Consider the following 16,141-nt stretch of genomic DNA (forward strand, 5'->3'; position numbering starts at 1 on the left):
GTCGGCGGCGCGCCGCCGAGACCTCGTGCGGACCTTCCCCCCGGGGCCCGTACGGGCTGTCAGGACGTGACGGCTCCCGCGGGAACGCGGGCCGGCGCAACAGCGGGTCGGGGACTTCCCTGGGACAGACGTCGGGCGAGGTCTGCGGCATCTCCCTGGTAGTGCAGGGTCGCCAGTCCGAGAGCGGCGGCTGCCTCGCAGTTGTCGCGGCGATCATCGACGAAAAGCGTCCTGCGGGGATCGGGGTCTCCGGCTGCCTCAAGGGCCGCTCTGTACGCCTCAGGGTCGGGTTTGTTCAGCCCCAGGCGTGCGGAGAAGACGGCCGCCGACATGAGGTCGCGCCGCCAGGGGCTGCGGTCCAGGGCATCGGCCACGCCGAGCGGCGCGTTCGACAACATCACCATCGGGACATTCCAGGCTGATCGTGTGGCGTACAGGGCGTCGAGGACGGCCGGGTCTGTGCGGATCCACATCGAGACGTCCATCGCGCTGAGTTCCTCGACCAGGGCGTCGGTGAGGGGACGTGCGCCTCGCACCATGCCGGTCCAGAACTCGGGCGTGCTGACCGCGCCGGCGTCGTATGCCTCGCGTCGCTTCCAGAACAGCTCCTGGAACTCGCTGAGGCGGGCGGCGGGCCAGCCGGCCATGGCAGCGAGGTGTTCCCATTGATCGATGCCGGGCTGTACGCCGGTGACGCCGTTGTGGTCGAGGATCACTGCCTCGAAGGGGCTGGGGAACGCACTGCTGGCGGGGAATGTCATCGGGGCTCCAGGGCGTGGCGGGATGTGACGGCGACGACCGCCGCCAGGACGGCGGGGAGGACGAGGGCGAAGGGGAGGGACGTGAGGGAGGCCAGCGCGCCGATCGCCGCGGGGCCCGCGACCAGGCCGACGTAGCCGACCGCGGCGACGGTGCCAACCGCGCGAGGTCCACCGCGTCCGGCTGATGTGATGAGCGAGGGCACGGTGATGGACAGGCCCAGCCCGAGGGCCGTCCATCCGGCGAGGGCCGCCGGGACAGTGCCGACAGCCAGTGAGAGGCCGAGACCGCCGGCCGCCACGACGGCGCCTGTGCGGACGACGGCGGGTGCGCCGTACCGTGAGGTCAGCCGGTCGCCCAGGAGACGGCCCGTGGCCATGGCCGCGGAGTAGATGGCGTAGGTCGCGGCGGCGACGGAGTCGGATGCTCCCAGGTCGCTCAGGTGGACTGCGGACCAGTCGAGGGCGGCTCCCTCGCCGAGCAAGCAGGCGGCCGCGAGGGCGCTCAGGAGCCACACCGTGCGACGGGAAACAGCGGTGGAGCGGTGGGCAGCGCTCTCCACCGTGGGATCTTCATCCAGCTGGGTCGCGGAACGGATGGTGGGCAAGGTCGCGGCGGCTGCGAGCGCTACGAGCAGGCCGACCGCCGTGTACATCGCGGAGTAGGAGACCCGTGCCGTGCACGCGGCGAGGACGGCGCCGCCCATGGCCCCCAGCGAGTACGCGGCGTGCAGCGACGCCATGATGGGCCGGCCGTAGGCGTTCTGGCAGTTGACTGCGGCGGAGTTGATGCCGACGTCGAGGATGCCGTGCGTGATGCCGAACAGGAGGGCGGCCATCATCAGGGTGGTGAGGGTGCGGCACTGGGCGAGCAGGACCAGGGTGAGTCCGAAGGCCACGCCGGGGCCGGCCAGGAGACGCGACGGGCCGTGGCGGTGCGCCAGGCGGCCACCGAGTTGAAGGCCGCCGACCATGCCGGCCGCCGCGGCGAAGAGGACCAGGGCCAGGCGTCCGGCGCCGAGGTGTGCTGTGTCCTGGACGGCTGGCAGGCGCGCTCCCCAGACGGCCATCGCGGCCCCTGCCCCGGCGAAGAAGCCCGTGAGTAGCCGACGTTCGGTGACCGGGGGCGCCGCGACGGGCGCGTGTGCTGTCGCCGTCATCGCGCACCCACGGAGACGGCCAGCCCGGGGGCGGGCGCCGTGCGTCGGGTGCAGGGTCGGCGTGCTGCGGCCGCCCGGACGTGCGGGGTCGGCGGCACGGTGGGTGACATCGCGTACTCCTTACAGAGGGATGCGGAGGTCGATCGCGCCGTCGGTGTCCAGGACCGTTGGCAGTGCACCGAGGAGCGCCATGGTCCGCAGGTGGGCGGTGTGGGGCAGCGCGGGGCCGCCGAGGTGCTCAACGATCTGCCAGACCCGCCAGTTGGCCGGGGACGAAGTGACCGACAGGGCACGGAAGTTCAGCTCGCGGGCCAGGTCGGCGGAGTGATCGGCCAGGCGGGTGCCGAGGCCCCGGCCCTGGTAGTTGTCCGGGGCGCGGTCGGCGATGAGCATGGCGAGGTCGCAGACGTCGGGTTCGCCTGGCACCTGGGCGAGGCTGGTCATGGCCACCGCACAGGACGGCGCGTCGTGCGGGGTCGTCAGCAGCACGCGGCCGCGCGGCCGCTGTACGAGCCGGTTCCACTGCTCGGGTGTGAGACCTGCGCGGTGGGTCCCGTAGCGCTGGGTGCGGCTGGTCGGGCTGCATCGGGCGTGGAGGTCCTCGATGAGCGGGAAGTCGTCCTCGTTCGCCCGGCGGGTATGGGTTGCAGTGCCGTCGTCCAGCAGCATCGTGGTGGCGCTGGGGGTGAGGAGCGGGGGCACGGAGGTCTCCCTTGCAGCCGGATGACGTGCGGCAGGCCTGCGTGACGGTCGGGTCGGCTGCGATGGCGAGCCCGACCGGCCCAGCGAGGTCCTGGTGGTGAAGGCGTGCGTCATCGTGCTGGGCTGACCGTTGTGGACCGCATGACGCTTCGCACCTCTTCACCCGGCTATGAGCCCAATTGGCGGCTTAAATGGCCGCTGGCCGTTGCGGGCACGACGAAGCCCCCGAACCGGTGCCGCTGGTCGGGGGCTTCGCGTGTCGACGGGTCCTACAGGACCCGGAGGGCCGGGCCAGGCGGGCGGTAGGTGACGGTGTCGCCCTCCGGAGCGAGCACGACCTCCAGCGTGGCGCCTGCAACGGGCTTGTGCAGCAGGCTGAAGTGGTCCAGGTCATCGTCCACGCACGGAAGGTGATCGTTGAAGTCGGTGCCGTCGGTGCGGTGCAGCACTGCGCCGGCGGCCGTGAAGGTGCGTTGCCCGCGCGGAACCGTGAAGGTGACCCGTACGATCCCCGGCGCGTAGTAGGTGGCGAGTGCCGCGCGGACCTGCTCAGCGAGAGCCTGTTCGGCGCGCGCGGTGAACTCGATGGTCGCCTCGGCGAGTACGGCGAGAAGCTCGGCGTCAGGCAGGGCCTGCACCCATGTGCGGCCGCCCGCCTGGTCGACCTGGGAAACAGGCCCGTTCGGATCCACGCCGAACTCGGTGACGAGGTTGCCGAGGGCCTCAGCAGCATCTCCGGCCCATGGATCCCCAGGGAGCGCGTCGCCGACAGCGGCGCGGAATGCGTTGGCGATGGCGCGGCCTTCGGGCCTGGACTGGTCGAGGATCACCTTGCTCGACTCGTCGGCCGCCACGCTCCGTCCGTCGACGGTAGTCACTTCATGTCCCCGTTCTGGTCGGTGGGCAGCAGGGCGAGCGCAGCCACCAGGAAGCGACGGCCCTCGTTGACGAAGTGGGCCACGTCTTCGGTGTTGCGCATGTCCGCGTACTCGGCGTCGTAGACCCGGTTCGATGCGAGTTCCTTCAGAGAGTGGATCGCGCCGAGAGCGTTGGAGGCTGCCTCGGTCAGGTTCTGATGCAGGGCGCGGCGAAGGAGGGTGATCTCGTGCGCGTGCGCGATTTCCTGTTCTGCCTGGTCCATCAGCTCTTCGGCACGGGCCGCAGCCTGCTGGGTGGCGGTGCCGAAGAATTCGAGCTGCGCCACCAGGCGTGCAGCAATCTGCCGCTTGCGGATGTCCTCCGTGTTCGGTTCGGTGCTCCGCGGGTCGTTCGTGGACGGGTCCTGCTCACCCTCTTTCGCGGACGCCGCGCGGGCCAGTTCTTCCAGGACGTCGACGATGCCGTAAGGGGTCTCAGGGATGACGTGCAGCGGGCCGACGTCCCAGTAGTGCTCTCCCTGGGGCTCGCCGCCGAAGCGGGATCGGATCATGGCGTGGTGCTGGTTGACGGAGTGGTCGTCGTCGACCGGGTCGCCGTGGAAGGGGTCGCGGTCGCAGTAGGCGGTGAAGCCGTCCGGTTCGATCCGGCTCGGCGCGCCGCAGGTTCCAGCGACCGGCGCGTCATCCCAGACCATGACCGCGAGCAGGCCGGGTCCGGGGCCCGGGCGAACCTCCACACGCCGGTTCGCGTCGCGGGCGAGGGTGTCCACACACGATGTCAGGTAGTTCTGGGTGAGTTCGGTAGAGACCGGAACGGTGAGCGTGTAGCCGCTCTCGCCGTCCTCGGTCCATTCGTGGCAGTCGCTCACGGCCTGCGCGCATCCGGTGATGCGGCCCAGCCGTTCCGACCACGCCTCCTTGATCTTGCCTGAGTCCACGGGGAGTTGGCCTCCTGCTGGTAGTGAAGGGCGGCTGACCTCAAGGGCGTGGCCGATCCTACAGAAAGCAGGTTGCACAGACAACTCTGTATTCGTATCTCGTGCCCCTCGGCGCTCCCCTGGGCGTCGGCCTGCGGCCAGGCCGGCACTGGTGAGGACTCACGGAAAAACGAAGGAGTAGCACTTCGCGCGGCGGCAGCTCCCTACCGCCTCTGACCCGGGGATCCCGTCAGGTTGCCGGTGGCGCCGACGCAGCTGGGAACGCCGTCTCGCTCAACCGGAGAGGCGGTTCGTTCTCCTGACATCCATGGCCGACAGCAACTGTCCCCGGAGGCCAAGGTCCGATACGAACGGGCCCCGCGCGGGTTTGTGCGCGCGTGGGCCCGTTCGGCGTACCGTTCTGGTGTCGAGTCAGAACGGAGCAAGTATGCCTCTCGCGAGCGACGAACACATCGGCACACGCGTCAAGATTGCCCGGAATGCGGCTGGTCTGACGCAGCGTGAACTCGCCGATTTCCTGGACCGCACCGACAAGTGGATGGAGCATGTCGAGAAGGGACGCATGCCTCTCGACCGCTATTCCGTCATCTGTGCGATCGCAGACCGGTGCGACGTTGACGTGGTCTGGCTTCTCGGGCAGCCCTACCGTCTGCAGCGTAACGGCGGCAGCCTCGCCCACGCGCACATCCCGGCCTTGCGTACCGGACTGCGCCGAGCAGGTCTGATCCTGTCCGGTCATCCCGGACTGAGCCCGCAGGGCCCTGCGGTCGACCTCAGCGAAATGCGGACGAGGTCCCGCACGACCAACGCGGCACGGCAGGCGGCGAATCTACCCCGAGTCGCGACACTGCTTCCGGCATCGGTCGAAGATCTCAATACGGCGCTCCTGGTGGCGCACGGCCCGGACCGCGAGGAGGCATTGCGGCTCCTGGTCGACGCAGCCCGCACGGCACGGATGTGCCTGAATCAACTCGGCTATCCGGATCTCGCGTGGGTTGCTGCCGAGATCGCGGCCCACGCCGCGACACAACTCAACGACCCGGTGGTCAAGGCCGGTGTGGCATGGGACCGTTGCGGCGCGCTACTGCACCAGGCCTCCCTCAGGGAGACAATCGCAGTCGCCGATGCCGCCCTCGCGGACCTCGAACCTCACGCTACTGGCCGCGGTGCGCAGGAGGTCGCCGTGAGTCTGCGGGGTGCGCTGCATCTGCGATGCGCCATCGCCCACGCGCGAGGTGGGCAGGCGCAGAGCGCGTGGGCGCGGATCGACGAGGCCCTGGGCGACGCCGACCGACTCGGCCCAGGATGGAACGACGTCGACAGTCACACCGTGTTCGGGCGCGGAGTGGTCGCTGTCCACGCCGCCGAAGCCGGCGTGGAGGTCGACCAGCCCGACACCGGCCTGGAGCGAGTACCCGAGGTCAACATCGACGCCGTACCGAGCCGCGAGCGTCGTACGCACTACGCGATCGACGAAGCCCGTGCCTTGCACCGCATGGGCAAGAGCCCGGCCGCCGTGGTGAAACTGCGCAAGGCGGCCGCCGACGCTCCGTACTACGTGAACGCCGACCCGATGGCCCGCGCGCTCGTGAGCGATATGGTCCGGACCGGTGTGCCCTCGCAGGCCTCGGCCCTGTCTGGTTTGGTCCGGCACATGGAGTTGGTGAGCTGAACCCGAGGTTGGTGAACGACCCCTAGAAAAACTAGGGGTCGCGCTCCCCAGCGTGCCCGATCCTCAGGTGGTCACCATCCGTGTCTGAGTGATCACTTTGGGGGTGTCGGCGATGCAGCCGATCAATACCCGTGACCCGGGCGACGCTGCCCGCGCCTACCTCGCGCTGAACTGGGCCATCACTGTGGGGCACCGCCACCGCCCCCGCCAGGGCTGCACATGCGACAACCCCAATTGCCCCGTGCCGGGCGCCCACCCGCTTCTCGGTCAGCCGCCTCGGCTGACCGAGGACACCATCACGAGCGCTCTGGAGACAGCGCCCGGCGCCTCCCTGATCGCGCAGACCACGCATTTCGACGCCGTGATTGTGCCGCATCGCATCGGCATGGAAGCGTTGCTGAAGCTGGACCACGTCGGCTCCGGCATCGTCCCGTGCCTCGTCTCCACGGACAGCGCGACCCTGTTTGTGTTGCCCTCGACCGGCCGCTACGCGCTGGGGCACCCGGACACCGAGGTCCGCACCGGCCCCGACGGATGGATCGCACTCCCGCCGAGCCACGGTGTCCGGTGGGACACTCCGCCCTGGATGGAGATGGCCGGCACCCCCAAGCCACTGCTGCACGGCAGCGACGTCGGCAGTCGCCTGGCGCAGGCATTCAAGATGTCCAGCAGTTACCGCCGAGCGCGCAGCAGCAAGGACGCTCTCCGGTGATCCCGACCGAGCCCCGACTGGCAACCGAACTGGCCGCCGACGACGGGGACTTAATTGACGCCGAGACCATCCGCCAGACGTCCGAAGCGGCCCTGTGGGCACCAGCAGGCAGCACGTCCGGCCAGGAACAGGACGCACTCCTCAAGCGCCTGGAGGGTCACACGCACCTCCTTATGCCCGAGGTCACCGACCGTCTTCCTCGCCTCCAAGGCCAGTGGCGGGACGCCGCCGAGCACGTCATTGCTCGCGCCCAGGGCGTACTGGGGGCGTCCGCCCCCTCGCCCAAGGACAAGACTGCCCGCGTCATGGATCTCGCGGTGTACTCCCGGGCCCTCCTCCACCTCTACGGGGTCGCCGAGGAGCAGTCCTGACCAGGGCCGCAGTGCGACCCCGCCGCGTTGGACACCCTGGCTACTCGATGTCGTGCGACCGCGACCCTCGAACGGCGCAGACGGCCCGAGCTCTGACGCGCGTGACGATGGCGGTGTGGGGCCTGGATAAGGACACGGATACGGCGGCGCTGCTCCTGTCCGAGCTGGTGGCGAACGCGGTTCGGTGGGGGCACGGTCCCCGGCTCCGCATGAGCGTGGACCGCCCGGCCAACGACACGGTCCGTTTGGCGGTGGTCGACCGCGCGCCTAGCCGACTGCCTGAGCTGCTTGTGCCGACCGAGGAAGACGTTCGCGGTCGTGGCCTCTTCCTGGTGGACGCCCTGGCCGATCGGTGGGGCTATGACTTTGTGGGTCTCGCCTCGCGGCCGTGGGGCAAACGCACCTGGGCCGAACTGCTGACGACTCCGTGAGACCTGTCCCGGCTCCCGCCGGCCAACCGCCGACGCCGGGTTGGCCTCCCCCGCGGCGGGCCTGGGACTCCGCGCGTCGCCCCCACCGTGCGCCCGTGCGTAACGGCGGGGGCGACGCAGGCTTCGGGTGTAATGCCACGGCGTAATATAGAGTTGAATGAACAACTCTGTATTGTTACTCTGACGAACCCCGACGTACGAGTGGAGGCGACTAGCAGGCGTGATCAACGCAGCAGCAACTCCCCCGCAGCCAGGGCCCCACGGCGTCCCCGTCGCCGAGTTCACGCAGGCGCTCGCACGGTGGTCTGCGCGCCACCCCCACGCCCAACCGGACGGGCTGTCCGACACCGCCCCCGTTCCGGTGACGGTCGACACGATCCGGCTGCCGGTTCACCCCGGCCTGTTGCGTCAGCTCGCCATCCTGCTCAACCAGCAGTTGGAGACCTGGGAGAACGCCGATCGTGACCACAGCGTCGGTGCATGCGCCCACTGCAGCGGCGGCGGCAGCGCCATCTCGGCTGCACCCCCCGACCCCAGCGAGTTCGACAGTTACCTGGGCCTGGACGGCGTGGTCTACCACGGCGTCGGCGAGCCCGACTTCGAGACCACCGCCGAAACCGCGACTGAAGACGCGACCGACGAAGAGGGGCTGCGATGACCTCCGCCATGGTGCTGGTAGAACTGCCCGGGCTCGAAGATCCCGACCTGCGCTGGGCCCTCGTCCTGCCCGAACAGATCTCCCCCAAGCAGGGTGACCACACCCTCTATGACCTGTACTGGTGCGGCGACCGCACGTGGGCGGCGATCTCACCGACCCACATCCCACGGACTTTCGCGTACAGCGACGCGCTCCACGCGGCACTGCTGGCCGAGTACGGCTCAAGCAACCCGGCCGAGATCCGTCGCGGCACCAGGATCACCCGCATCTCCGTCAAGGACCTACCCGACGTACCTGCCGACGGCGCGTCCGCATCAACCGAGGAGGCCCCTCAGTGACGCATGTCGCCCCGCGTCCGGAGACCGGGTACGCGCGCCCCCTACGCCTGTGGATGGCTCTGCCGATCAGCGACGAGCACAGCACCGTCCAGGTCGGCGAGACGATCGAGCTTCCCACCCAAGAGATCGACGTCGAGAACAACAGCACCTTCATCAACGTCTTCACCTCGGCCACCGAGACCCTCCTCAACCTGGAGCCGTGGCGGCTGCTCGAGGTGGCGCCGATCGGCGCCACCGTCCAGATCTCCTTCCCCGGCCATCCCTACCGGTTCGGCGTCCGCGCGCTACGTGTTCTGCGCGAAGCCCCGGCCTGGCAGGCCCTGGGCCCCCAGGGCAAAACGGTGCTGGATCTCGTGATGCAGGCGTACGACATCACCGCCTGGCAGGCCGGGGAGCTCGCAGCCCACTGGCAGCTCCCCGGCCGCACGGTCTGGGACTCCGCAGATCGCGAGCACATCCTCGCAGTGGTCGACGCCGGCCGAGTCCCCGCGTGCCACGCCGCCGAGACCAGCGCAGTCAACGCGGTGCGCCGCGCAGCCGGTGGCCACCTCCGCAAGCATTCGCTGGAGGCGGCATGTGCGGCAGTCCGGGCCGCTGTCATCGCGGAAGTCGTCCGCGACCACCTCAGCGACGAAGCCGCTCGAGTGCTTCAGCAGCCCTGGGTGCGGGTCTTCGGATCCCCCCGTCGCGCCGAGCATCCCGCCTAGGCCTCGCCTTCCGGCTCCAGCACCACCGAGCTCCCCGGCGGACAAACCAGCGCGAACAGCCAGAGACCTGCCGCTATCTCCGCACTGATCCGGTTTCGCACGGAGTTACAACAGCCCCAAGCCACCCCAAGGAGCGCCATGTCCGACCCGGCCGACCCGCTCGCCGTCGTTCATCGTCCGGTACGCGCCCAGTCCGTCGGCAACCTGCTGATCAAGGAGGGTGACGGCCTTCTGCAGCGCCGACAGAAGATCGGTGTTGGCAGGACCGGGACGCGGCAGCCACGTTGCTCTGGATTCCTCACCCGGCAGAAGACCCCGGTGAGCGTGCGCGTCTGCTACGTGCACGACGAGGGGGACGACGAGAGCACCAGCACGCGCCTCGAGGCAGAACGACACGGCCGGATCCGCGAGATCCTGCAAGCCGACGGGTACACGGCCGAGATCCCCGACAGTCCCGTCCCCGGCGACGTCGGCGTCCACGTCCGCCGACTGACCCGGCCCGCGGACCCCGAGTGGGACGCACTGCGGAGCATCGCCGACGGGCAGGTCATCTACTGCCACGGCGGCCCGATCGAGGGCTTCGACCGGGACATCGTCAACACGCTGATTCTGTCTCTGCTGGCCACCTCGTCACGGCACAGCGCCGGGCCGGGGCGTACGTACATCCGGCTCACCCAGTCGGGCGAGAACCTGCTCGCACACCGCTTCACACACGCCCGTGAGCCCCAGGCCACGCAGCTGCTGGAGGACGGCGCCCGATGACCACAGCAGCGCGACAGATCAGGCAGGCCGAGCCCACCTCCCCCGAGCCGGGCACAGGATCCGCCGTCGTTGTCCGGCCCGCTGGCACCTTGGAGCCGCACGCGATCACGGAGATCGCGCCAGAAGACGCCGTGGAGGCGGTGACCCGGTTACTCACCCTCGCCGTCGGTCAGCCTGCCGCACGGGGACAGGACACGTCGACGGCACTGAGCGAGGTCCGCGGTGTGCTCTCCGGCGCCGAGAAAGCTCTGCGGAACCTGAGCGGCCCGGCGGAGCGCCTGTACGAGAGCGACGGCGACACTCCGCTTTGGAACGACCAGCGGATGTGGACGCGTGCGTACGACCCCGACCACGATCAAATCCGGGCGGCCCTGCTGGTAGTGACTGCGCTGCTGTCTCCGTGGCAGCGAACCGGGGTGCCTCGGGGATCGGCCCAGAGCCGCCGCGCCGCGTTGAAGGGCGTCCCGTGCGCCTGCGGGCGGCTGTGGGCCGGGCGTCTTGCCGTCGGCCACGTCGCCGACTCGGATGCTGAGTGCTGCAGTTCCGAGGGCGACCATGGTGCGTCGCCGTCCGAGGACCGGCGTCTGCTCACGCTCGCTGCCCTGCTGTCCAAGGCGACCAGCTCGGTCACGAGTTCTCCGCCGGCCGGGTCCGAGCAGGCGCCGGAGCCCCGGGCCGCTGCGCTCGCCCGGACGTTGGCAACCGCAGAGGACGAGATCGCCCGGTACCGGCGGATGTTCCAGGACGCCGCCAGTTGGATCAACGACCCCGCCTACGACGCCGCCGCCCGCATCGCCCTTGCGCGGCGCCTCGGGCTTCCCGAGCCGCGCACCGCGGCGGCCGCATCCGTGGGAAGGAGTGCTCCCTCCGCATGACGACCGTTGAGCCGTTCATACTCACCAGCAACGATGGCTTCAGCGACATGTACGGCATCCCTGTGACCCCGTTGGGCGAGGCAGGCGAATTCCTCCTCGCGCTCGGCCACCTGGACCATCGCACGGCCCTCTCCGTGACCAACGCCTACCACCGCCGCGAGTGCGGGCTCCGTCTGCGTCCAGACGCCCGCATCACCGCTTTGGACACACGCTGCACCTGGGCGCGCGCGTCCCGTCAACCAGCCGGCTCGCCGTACGCGTGGCGAGTCGACGACGCGATCCCGAACGATCCCTTCGCGGTAGAGGTGACCTGGATCGACGCCGAGTGGCTCCGCTACGAGGACGTCGCAGTACTGGAGGACTGCCCGTCGTGCGGCCGCCGCAGCAACTCCACCACCTCGTGTCAGGGCCCCGGCCGCTCCGGCTGGGGGCACTACCACAAGTGCCGAGGCTGCGAGCGGCGCTGGCCTGCCGCCCCCGTCTACCGCCCCTTGCTCTGGAAGCCCCCGGCCGAGCGGGAGCCGACCCCTGACAGTTGCTTCGCCTGCTCCTGCACCAGCGGCTTCCCCTGCCAGAGGGGATGTACAGCAGTCCCCGATCCAGTCATCGGGCATTCGCTGTGCGGCACCTGCCGCGCTCGCCACGCGCCGGCCGTCTGGGAAGCGCTCGTCGCCGCCGGCTACGGCACACCGCATATGTACCGCGGGTTCGCCGAACCGCGCGATCGCTGGCTGTTCGCCGAGGCCCTCCGCGGCGTTGCTCCCGCCGAGGCCGCCCGGGCATGGACGGAGCGGCTCGCTCTCGTGGCGCGGAGGGCAGCGTGAGCACCAGCGAGCCCCGGTCGGCCGAAACCGAACAGGGAGCCTGGCACACGGTCTGGCTGTACACCGACTGGCGGTCCGTCACCGGTCCCATGACGCCCGAACAGCGGGAGTACGCCGCCGGGTGCGTCGCCGCGTACGCGCAGCTTCTTGCGGGACGCGACGCCCCTAAGTCCCCTGCGCTGACCGGACTGCGGTGGTGGAGAGAGGAGCGCACCGGATGAGTCATGCCCTCGCGGTCCAGGCAGTCCCGCGCCGGATCCATCGCTGTCGAACCCGCGGCTGGCGCCTTGCCGACGCGTCGTCCAACCCCCTCGGCGTCGTCTACGTGGGCCGCCGCCCCGGCTCCCGCTGGCACAACCCCTTCAAGATCGTCCCCGAAGGGCGGCAATGGCGGGTCATCGACACCGGGGACCGGAGCCGAGCCCTTCGCGACGAACCACAGATCGTTCCCGAAAAGCACCTCGCGCGGGTCGTAGCCACCCGCCTCTTCGAACTTCACACCAGCAGCCCCCTCGGCCTGTACGCCTACAGCGCGGCTGACCTCGCCGACCTCCGTACTGAGCTCGCCGGCCGTGACCTCATGTGCTGGTGTCCGCCTCCCGCGCCCGGCGAGACCGACTACTGTCACGCGGCCGTCCTCCTGCGACTGGCCAACCCTGATCAACCCGTAAAGATCATGGTGCCTGGATCGGTGGAGGTCTGAACCATGGGAGCTGCAGTTCATCTCGCCCATGCCCGGTCCGCTCCGCCGTCCCCCCGACGCAAGCGGAAGGGGGGCGGCAGCGGAGACGGGTATGACGACTTCGTCCGCCGTGTCTACCGCGATGACCGACACACCGCGGAGAGCCGGGAGTTGATCCTCTGCCTGGCCTGGCTCATGTGCCGTGACCCGGACAGGCACAACCCGGACACCGAAGCCGCGAACATCTGGGAGAGGGCCAACCGCGTCCTGGGCTTCAACCCCAGAGGGGGCCCTCGTCTCGCACATCTGATAAACGAAGACCGGCCTCGCTACGAACCAGACAGGAAGCACAGTGCCTGGGGCGACCGCACGTGCTCCGCGCCGATGATTCGCCGCACCGGCCTGTGCGGACAGAGTGCTGGAGACGGTGACCACTCCTGGCACATCGACCCGGAGACCGGCTGGCGCACGCCGGCCTGGTACTGCCGTCGGCACCGCGACTCATATGGCCGTGACCTCGACGCCGCGCTGCGCTCCACCGGCCTCCCCGAGCCGATCCCGAACACTGGTGGACTCCTGCCGTCCTACATAGTCCACAAGGGCGGCACCGACGGCTGGATCCGCCTCTACACGTGGGCCTCCGACTGGCACAGCTCGTTGTGGAAGCCGCCCACGAAGCACGGGATACGGGCCGATAGCTGGCCCCGCCCCGACCGACCCCCAACGGCGAAGACCCCGAAGCCGGCCCGGCTGCGCCTCGCCGCGTCGGACGGCGAGTTGATCGCGCCGTGACCACAACGACCGTACGGACGACGCGGGGTGACGCCGCCGATGCCGGGCCGGAGACCGCGCTCGACCAGGCCGCCATCCCAGACCCGCACCACTGGGCGCAGCAGAGCGAGGAACGGAAACGGTGCACCGTCTGCGGAGTTCTCGCCACAAGGTGGCTCGACCAGCACAATCGATACGGCGTCACCGAAGGGACGGACTGGCTGGCGCCCGACGGACGGACCTGGTTCACCACTCCCGGCGGGCCCGTTGAGCCGCCGCCGTGTCCGCTTCCCGTCGTGGAGGCGGTGTGCCCGTGGCGGGCGGACGCCTGGAAGTACGACGGCGTGTGGGGAGACCTACAGCTCGACACGGCGATGCGCACCTGGTGCGGCACGCACCAGTGCGCTGTGTCCGAGTGCCCGGAGCCGGGCCCCTACTGCGTGGGAGCGCCCGCCCACGACAACGCCGGCCCGGGCCCCTGCACGGGCCGGGAGAACACATGCCGCTGCATGTGCCCGGCCTGCTGCGGCGACACCCCGGACGTCTGGGGCTTCGACGGTGACTACTGAGCGCAGGCCCGACGCGGGCCCCGAATCATCATCTGGAGAACGGAAGGCCGACCTGATGCCCATCGCCGATGCCGATCTGGTCGCTGCGGAGGATTTCCGGCGCACGCTGGCCACCCACGACACGGAGAGCCTGATCGACCTGCTGGTTGCCCACCGGGCACAGACGATCACGCGGCTGCGGAAGGCATGCGCGGCCCTGCGTGCCGACCTCGACGCCCGGACCGCTGCGCACCAGAGGCTCCTTGCCCTCCTGACCGCCCGCAGTGGAGAGGACCCCCGATGACCGAAGCGGGCACGTCCGACGACGTCGTAGCGACGCTCACCCGGGCGTACGAGTTGCTCGAGGACGAACGCGCCGCAGAGCGCTTCGGCGACCTCCGTCAGCCACTGGCCGACCTGATCGACCACCACCTGGGCGCCGACCGCCACGGCCCGATCCCCGCCCTGAAGGCCCAGCCGGACCCCGTCCTTGACGAGGTGTTCGGCCGCCACGGCAGCAGCGCGTGCTGCAGCTGCGGGGATACCGGCGTGCGATACGACGGCGTGGGCGCCGACGGACACCAGTGGTCCGGAGAGCAGTGCTGCTGCCAGCACCACCACTGCCGCTGCGGTGCCTGCGGCGGATACCCGTGCGAGGAGGTCCGGTACCTGCTCGCCGTGGCCACCGCCGTCCTCCAGGCAAGCACCATGCTCCCCGCGGCTCCCGCACAGAGGGGCGCCCCAGCGTGAAGGCCACCGCCCGCGCCGGCCAGACGGCGCTCGGCGACCGCGACACCCCGGCCGCGGTCACGCCGGACACCGTCCCGGCTGGTTGCTACTGGTGGACCGACCCGGACGGCGACCTCTGCCTCATGCCCGGCTGCATGGCGCGCGTCCAGGATCCCGACGCCGAGTGCACCTGCGACAAGCTCGGACTCCGCCTGCGCCGGGTCGAAGAGTTACTACGGGCTCGGCGGGAGGCCGAGACGTACGCCAGCACCTGGTGGGACGCGCTGACCGAGGCCGTTCGCGCGCACCCCGCTGCCGCCGAAATCCTGACCGACGCCCGCCGCCGGGCCGGCCGCTGACCGGGAGGACCAACCATCATGGGCGCTCTACATCTCGCTCACGCCGAGCTGTCCCCGCCTGCCAAGGGGAACCGCACCAAGGGCAAGGGGGGCGGCGGCGAGACTTTCGCCGACTTCGCCCGGCAGATCTACACCGACAAGCGCGCGACCCCCATGGCCCGGGAGATGCTCCTCGCCTTCGGCTACGCCACGATGGTGGCCCACTCGGAGGACGACCGCGACGTGCACGCGGTCTGGTCCACCGCCCGGCACGCCATGGGCTCCACGCCCAGAGGCCGCGAGTGGCGCCTGGACCAGGCCATCGCCGAGGACGCTCCCCGCTACTCCTCCGGCAAGGAGCGCTCGCACCGGGTCTGCGTCGCGCCGCGGCTGCGACCCCACCCCGACGGCCCGGACGACTTCCGCAACAAGCGCGGCATCTGCGGCACCGTCGCCGACTGGGAACACTATGCCGTGGAGAAACAGGCGGGCACTGGCTGGTACAAGTATCACTGGTTTTGCCGTCGGCACCTCGATCACCTCGTCCGGGTCCGCGAGCAGCTGAGAGAACCCAACTCGCGTGCCCCCGAGCCGATTCCGAACCGCGGCGGCCTGCTCCCGGTGTACTTCGAGTCCGACTGGGTCGCCAGGTACCGCATCCACCTCGGATATCCGGACTGGCAGCCGCCGGTCTACGGGATCTCCGCCGACGCCTGGCCGACCCCCGGAGTGGAGAGGGTTCCGCCCCGAGCCCGGCTCCGTCTGGCCGCCGTCGACGGAACGCTCCTGGTCGAGACACCCGGTAGCCCCCGGTGACCGACGAACTCTCCGAACGCCGCTACCGCCGGGGCGGCCGTACGGTCAGGCCCAGCCGACCCCGGCAGCCGTCTGAACCGCCTGCGTGGGTACGCCGCTTCATCATCCCCGCGAATGCCTGCCCACCCTGCGCTGACCACCTGCATCATCGCTGCCACGGCGTCGACGTCCTCCGGGACCCCGTACCCGACTGCCCGTGCGACTGCGGCGACTCCCGTAACCCGCTGTTCCTCAACGCCCGGGCGTGGGCCGACCTCGCCCTGCACGCCCCCGATCAGGTGTGGATCGCCGCCATGTTCGAGCGCCAGCGCGCCGCCGGCATCCACCTGTGCACTTGGCGCAACGACGACAGCGGCCTTACCGCCGCCCGACCCGACTAGGGCCTGTGTGACGTCGTGATCAACCTTGCCAATCCGGATCCGTATGGAAGGTGGATCCGGTAGGAAACAACCGTGACGCGCAGGCAACTCA

24 protein-coding genes are annotated in these 16,141 nt (G+C 70.1%); 19 read left to right on the forward strand and 5 right to left on the reverse strand.

The window, feature by feature from the left end; translation table 11 throughout:
* Positions 1-59: 59 nt before the first annotated feature.
* The 5 genes from ACWD0J_RS21080 to ACWD0J_RS21100 all read right to left on the reverse strand — a co-directional run bounded on the left by ACWD0J_RS21080 (position 60) and on the right by ACWD0J_RS21100 (position 4,436).
* Positions 60-761 carry an HAD-IA family hydrolase gene (locus ACWD0J_RS21080; RefSeq protein ID WP_451497346.1) on the reverse strand — a complete coding sequence of 234 codons (702 nt, stop codon included), beginning with the start codon at positions 759-761 and terminating at the stop codon, positions 60-62.
* Positions 758-1,918: an MFS transporter gene (locus tag ACWD0J_RS21085; RefSeq protein ID WP_451497347.1), complete on the reverse strand. Its 1,161-nt coding sequence runs from the start codon at positions 1,916-1,918 to the stop codon at positions 758-760. Before ACWD0J_RS21085 ends, ACWD0J_RS21080 begins: the two co-directional genes overlap by 4 nt.
* A 120-nt stretch (positions 1,919-2,038) precedes the next feature.
* Positions 2,039-2,620 (reverse strand): GNAT family N-acetyltransferase, encoded by a 582-nt coding sequence (locus ACWD0J_RS21090; protein ID WP_451497348.1) that lies wholly within the window; start codon positions 2,618-2,620, stop codon positions 2,039-2,041.
* A 269-nt stretch (positions 2,621-2,889) separates the two neighbouring features.
* Positions 2,890-3,498, reverse strand: a complete 609-nt coding sequence (locus ACWD0J_RS21095) for a hypothetical protein (RefSeq protein ID WP_451497349.1) — start codon at positions 3,496-3,498, stop codon at positions 2,890-2,892.
* Positions 3,495-4,436 carry a hypothetical protein gene (locus ACWD0J_RS21100; protein WP_451497350.1) on the reverse strand — a complete coding sequence of 314 codons (942 nt, stop codon included), beginning with the start codon at positions 4,434-4,436 and terminating at the stop codon, positions 3,495-3,497. Before ACWD0J_RS21100 ends, ACWD0J_RS21095 begins: the two co-directional genes overlap by 4 nt.
* A 427-nt stretch (positions 4,437-4,863) precedes the next feature.
* Here ACWD0J_RS21100 and ACWD0J_RS21105 point away from each other — a divergent pair, with 427 nt between their 5' ends.
* The 19 genes from ACWD0J_RS21105 to ACWD0J_RS21195 all read left to right on the forward strand — a co-directional run bounded on the left by ACWD0J_RS21105 (position 4,864) and on the right by ACWD0J_RS21195 (position 16,050).
* Entirely contained in the window at positions 4,864-6,108 is a 1,245-nt protein-coding gene (locus tag ACWD0J_RS21105) for a helix-turn-helix domain-containing protein (RefSeq protein ID WP_451497351.1), read from the forward strand.
* A gap of 88 nt (positions 6,109-6,196) precedes the next feature.
* Positions 6,197-6,820 (forward strand): hypothetical protein, encoded by a 624-nt coding sequence (locus ACWD0J_RS21110; protein WP_451497352.1) that lies wholly within the window; start codon positions 6,197-6,199, stop codon positions 6,818-6,820.
* Positions 6,817-7,191 carry a DUF6415 family natural product biosynthesis protein gene (locus ACWD0J_RS21115; protein WP_451497353.1) on the forward strand — a complete coding sequence of 125 codons (375 nt, stop codon included), beginning with the start codon at positions 6,817-6,819 and terminating at the stop codon, positions 7,189-7,191. The genes ACWD0J_RS21110 and ACWD0J_RS21115 overlap by 4 nt, the downstream gene beginning before the upstream one ends.
* 47 nt (positions 7,192-7,238) lie before the next feature.
* Positions 7,239-7,622 (forward strand): ATP-binding protein, encoded by a 384-nt coding sequence (locus ACWD0J_RS21120; RefSeq protein ID WP_451497354.1) that lies wholly within the window; start codon positions 7,239-7,241, stop codon positions 7,620-7,622.
* A 361-nt stretch (positions 7,623-7,983) separates the two neighbouring features.
* On the forward strand, positions 7,984-8,280 hold the full coding sequence (locus tag ACWD0J_RS21125; protein WP_451497355.1) for a hypothetical protein: 297 nt from the start codon (positions 7,984-7,986) through the stop codon (positions 8,278-8,280).
* On the forward strand, positions 8,277-8,618 hold the full coding sequence (locus ACWD0J_RS21130) for a hypothetical protein (protein ID WP_451497356.1): 342 nt from the start codon (positions 8,277-8,279) through the stop codon (positions 8,616-8,618). Before ACWD0J_RS21125 ends, ACWD0J_RS21130 begins: the two co-directional genes overlap by 4 nt.
* A complete protein-coding gene (locus ACWD0J_RS21135; RefSeq protein ID WP_451497357.1) occupies positions 8,615-9,325 on the forward strand; it encodes a hypothetical protein in 711 nt (236 codons plus the stop codon). The genes ACWD0J_RS21130 and ACWD0J_RS21135 overlap by 4 nt, the downstream gene beginning before the upstream one ends.
* Positions 9,326-9,463: 138 nt before the next feature.
* The gene (locus ACWD0J_RS21140) at positions 9,464-10,087 is read left to right on the forward strand and encodes a hypothetical protein (protein WP_451497358.1); all 624 of its coding nucleotides are present in this window, start codon (positions 9,464-9,466) and stop codon (positions 10,085-10,087) included.
* Positions 10,084-10,962: a hypothetical protein gene (locus tag ACWD0J_RS21145; protein ID WP_451497359.1), complete on the forward strand. Its 879-nt coding sequence runs from the start codon at positions 10,084-10,086 to the stop codon at positions 10,960-10,962. The genes ACWD0J_RS21140 and ACWD0J_RS21145 overlap by 4 nt, the downstream gene beginning before the upstream one ends.
* Complete coding sequence (locus ACWD0J_RS21150; protein WP_451497360.1) at positions 10,959-11,786, forward strand: hypothetical protein; 828 nt, start codon at positions 10,959-10,961, stop codon at positions 11,784-11,786. The genes ACWD0J_RS21145 and ACWD0J_RS21150 overlap by 4 nt, the downstream gene beginning before the upstream one ends.
* Positions 11,783-12,007 carry a hypothetical protein gene (locus ACWD0J_RS21155; protein ID WP_451497361.1) on the forward strand — a complete coding sequence of 75 codons (225 nt, stop codon included), beginning with the start codon at positions 11,783-11,785 and terminating at the stop codon, positions 12,005-12,007. The genes ACWD0J_RS21150 and ACWD0J_RS21155 overlap by 4 nt, the downstream gene beginning before the upstream one ends.
* A complete protein-coding gene (locus ACWD0J_RS21160) occupies positions 12,004-12,489 on the forward strand; it encodes a DUF4326 domain-containing protein (RefSeq protein WP_451497362.1) in 486 nt (161 codons plus the stop codon). The genes ACWD0J_RS21155 and ACWD0J_RS21160 overlap by 4 nt, the downstream gene beginning before the upstream one ends.
* A gap of 363 nt (positions 12,490-12,852) precedes the next feature.
* The gene (locus ACWD0J_RS21165; RefSeq protein ID WP_451497363.1) at positions 12,853-13,260 is read left to right on the forward strand and encodes a hypothetical protein; all 408 of its coding nucleotides are present in this window, start codon (positions 12,853-12,855) and stop codon (positions 13,258-13,260) included.
* Complete coding sequence (locus tag ACWD0J_RS21170; protein ID WP_451497364.1) at positions 13,257-13,808, forward strand: hypothetical protein; 552 nt, start codon at positions 13,257-13,259, stop codon at positions 13,806-13,808. Before ACWD0J_RS21165 ends, ACWD0J_RS21170 begins: the two co-directional genes overlap by 4 nt.
* 55 nt (positions 13,809-13,863) lie before the next feature.
* Positions 13,864-14,091: a hypothetical protein gene (locus ACWD0J_RS21175; protein WP_451497365.1), complete on the forward strand. Its 228-nt coding sequence runs from the start codon at positions 13,864-13,866 to the stop codon at positions 14,089-14,091.
* Positions 14,088-14,537 (forward strand): hypothetical protein, encoded by a 450-nt coding sequence (locus tag ACWD0J_RS21180; protein WP_451497366.1) that lies wholly within the window; start codon positions 14,088-14,090, stop codon positions 14,535-14,537. Before ACWD0J_RS21175 ends, ACWD0J_RS21180 begins: the two co-directional genes overlap by 4 nt.
* Positions 14,534-14,875 (forward strand): hypothetical protein, encoded by a 342-nt coding sequence (locus ACWD0J_RS21185; protein WP_451497367.1) that lies wholly within the window; start codon positions 14,534-14,536, stop codon positions 14,873-14,875. The genes ACWD0J_RS21180 and ACWD0J_RS21185 overlap by 4 nt, the downstream gene beginning before the upstream one ends.
* A gap of 18 nt (positions 14,876-14,893) precedes the next feature.
* Positions 14,894-15,670 carry a hypothetical protein gene (locus ACWD0J_RS21190; RefSeq protein ID WP_451497368.1) on the forward strand — a complete coding sequence of 259 codons (777 nt, stop codon included), beginning with the start codon at positions 14,894-14,896 and terminating at the stop codon, positions 15,668-15,670.
* Positions 15,667-16,050 carry a hypothetical protein gene (locus ACWD0J_RS21195; protein ID WP_451497369.1) on the forward strand — a complete coding sequence of 128 codons (384 nt, stop codon included), beginning with the start codon at positions 15,667-15,669 and terminating at the stop codon, positions 16,048-16,050. Before ACWD0J_RS21190 ends, ACWD0J_RS21195 begins: the two co-directional genes overlap by 4 nt.
* Positions 16,051-16,141: the final 91 nt, after the last annotated feature.

The organism is Streptomyces sp. NPDC003011 (assembly GCF_053591515.1).

Excerpts from the sequence above, each read along its gene's own strand:
- ACWD0J_RS21080 (WP_451497346.1), bottom strand. The coding sequence starts at position 761 with ATGACATTCCCCGCCAGCAGTGCGTTCCCCAGCCCCTTCGAGGCAGTG.
- ACWD0J_RS21085 (WP_451497347.1), bottom strand. The coding sequence starts at position 1,918 with ATGACGGCGACAGCACACGCGCCCGTCGCGGCGCCCCCGGTCACCGAA.
- ACWD0J_RS21105 (WP_451497351.1), top strand. The coding sequence starts at position 4,864 with ATGCCTCTCGCGAGCGACGAACACATCGGCACACGCGTCAAGATTGCC.
- ACWD0J_RS21120 (WP_451497354.1), top strand. The coding sequence starts at position 7,239 with ATGTCGTGCGACCGCGACCCTCGAACGGCGCAGACGGCCCGAGCTCTG.
- ACWD0J_RS21130 (WP_451497356.1), top strand. The coding sequence starts at position 8,277 with ATGACCTCCGCCATGGTGCTGGTAGAACTGCCCGGGCTCGAAGATCCC.
- ACWD0J_RS21140 (WP_451497358.1), top strand. The coding sequence starts at position 9,464 with ATGTCCGACCCGGCCGACCCGCTCGCCGTCGTTCATCGTCCGGTACGC.
- ACWD0J_RS21145 (WP_451497359.1), top strand. The coding sequence starts at position 10,084 with ATGACCACAGCAGCGCGACAGATCAGGCAGGCCGAGCCCACCTCCCCC.
- ACWD0J_RS21150 (WP_451497360.1), top strand. The coding sequence starts at position 10,959 with ATGACGACCGTTGAGCCGTTCATACTCACCAGCAACGATGGCTTCAGC.
- ACWD0J_RS21160 (WP_451497362.1), top strand. The coding sequence starts at position 12,004 with ATGAGTCATGCCCTCGCGGTCCAGGCAGTCCCGCGCCGGATCCATCGC.
- ACWD0J_RS21165 (WP_451497363.1), top strand. The coding sequence starts at position 12,853 with ATGATTCGCCGCACCGGCCTGTGCGGACAGAGTGCTGGAGACGGTGAC.
- ACWD0J_RS21175 (WP_451497365.1), top strand. The coding sequence starts at position 13,864 with ATGCCCATCGCCGATGCCGATCTGGTCGCTGCGGAGGATTTCCGGCGC.
- ACWD0J_RS21180 (WP_451497366.1), top strand. The coding sequence starts at position 14,088 with ATGACCGAAGCGGGCACGTCCGACGACGTCGTAGCGACGCTCACCCGG.
- ACWD0J_RS21190 (WP_451497368.1), top strand. The coding sequence starts at position 14,894 with ATGGGCGCTCTACATCTCGCTCACGCCGAGCTGTCCCCGCCTGCCAAG.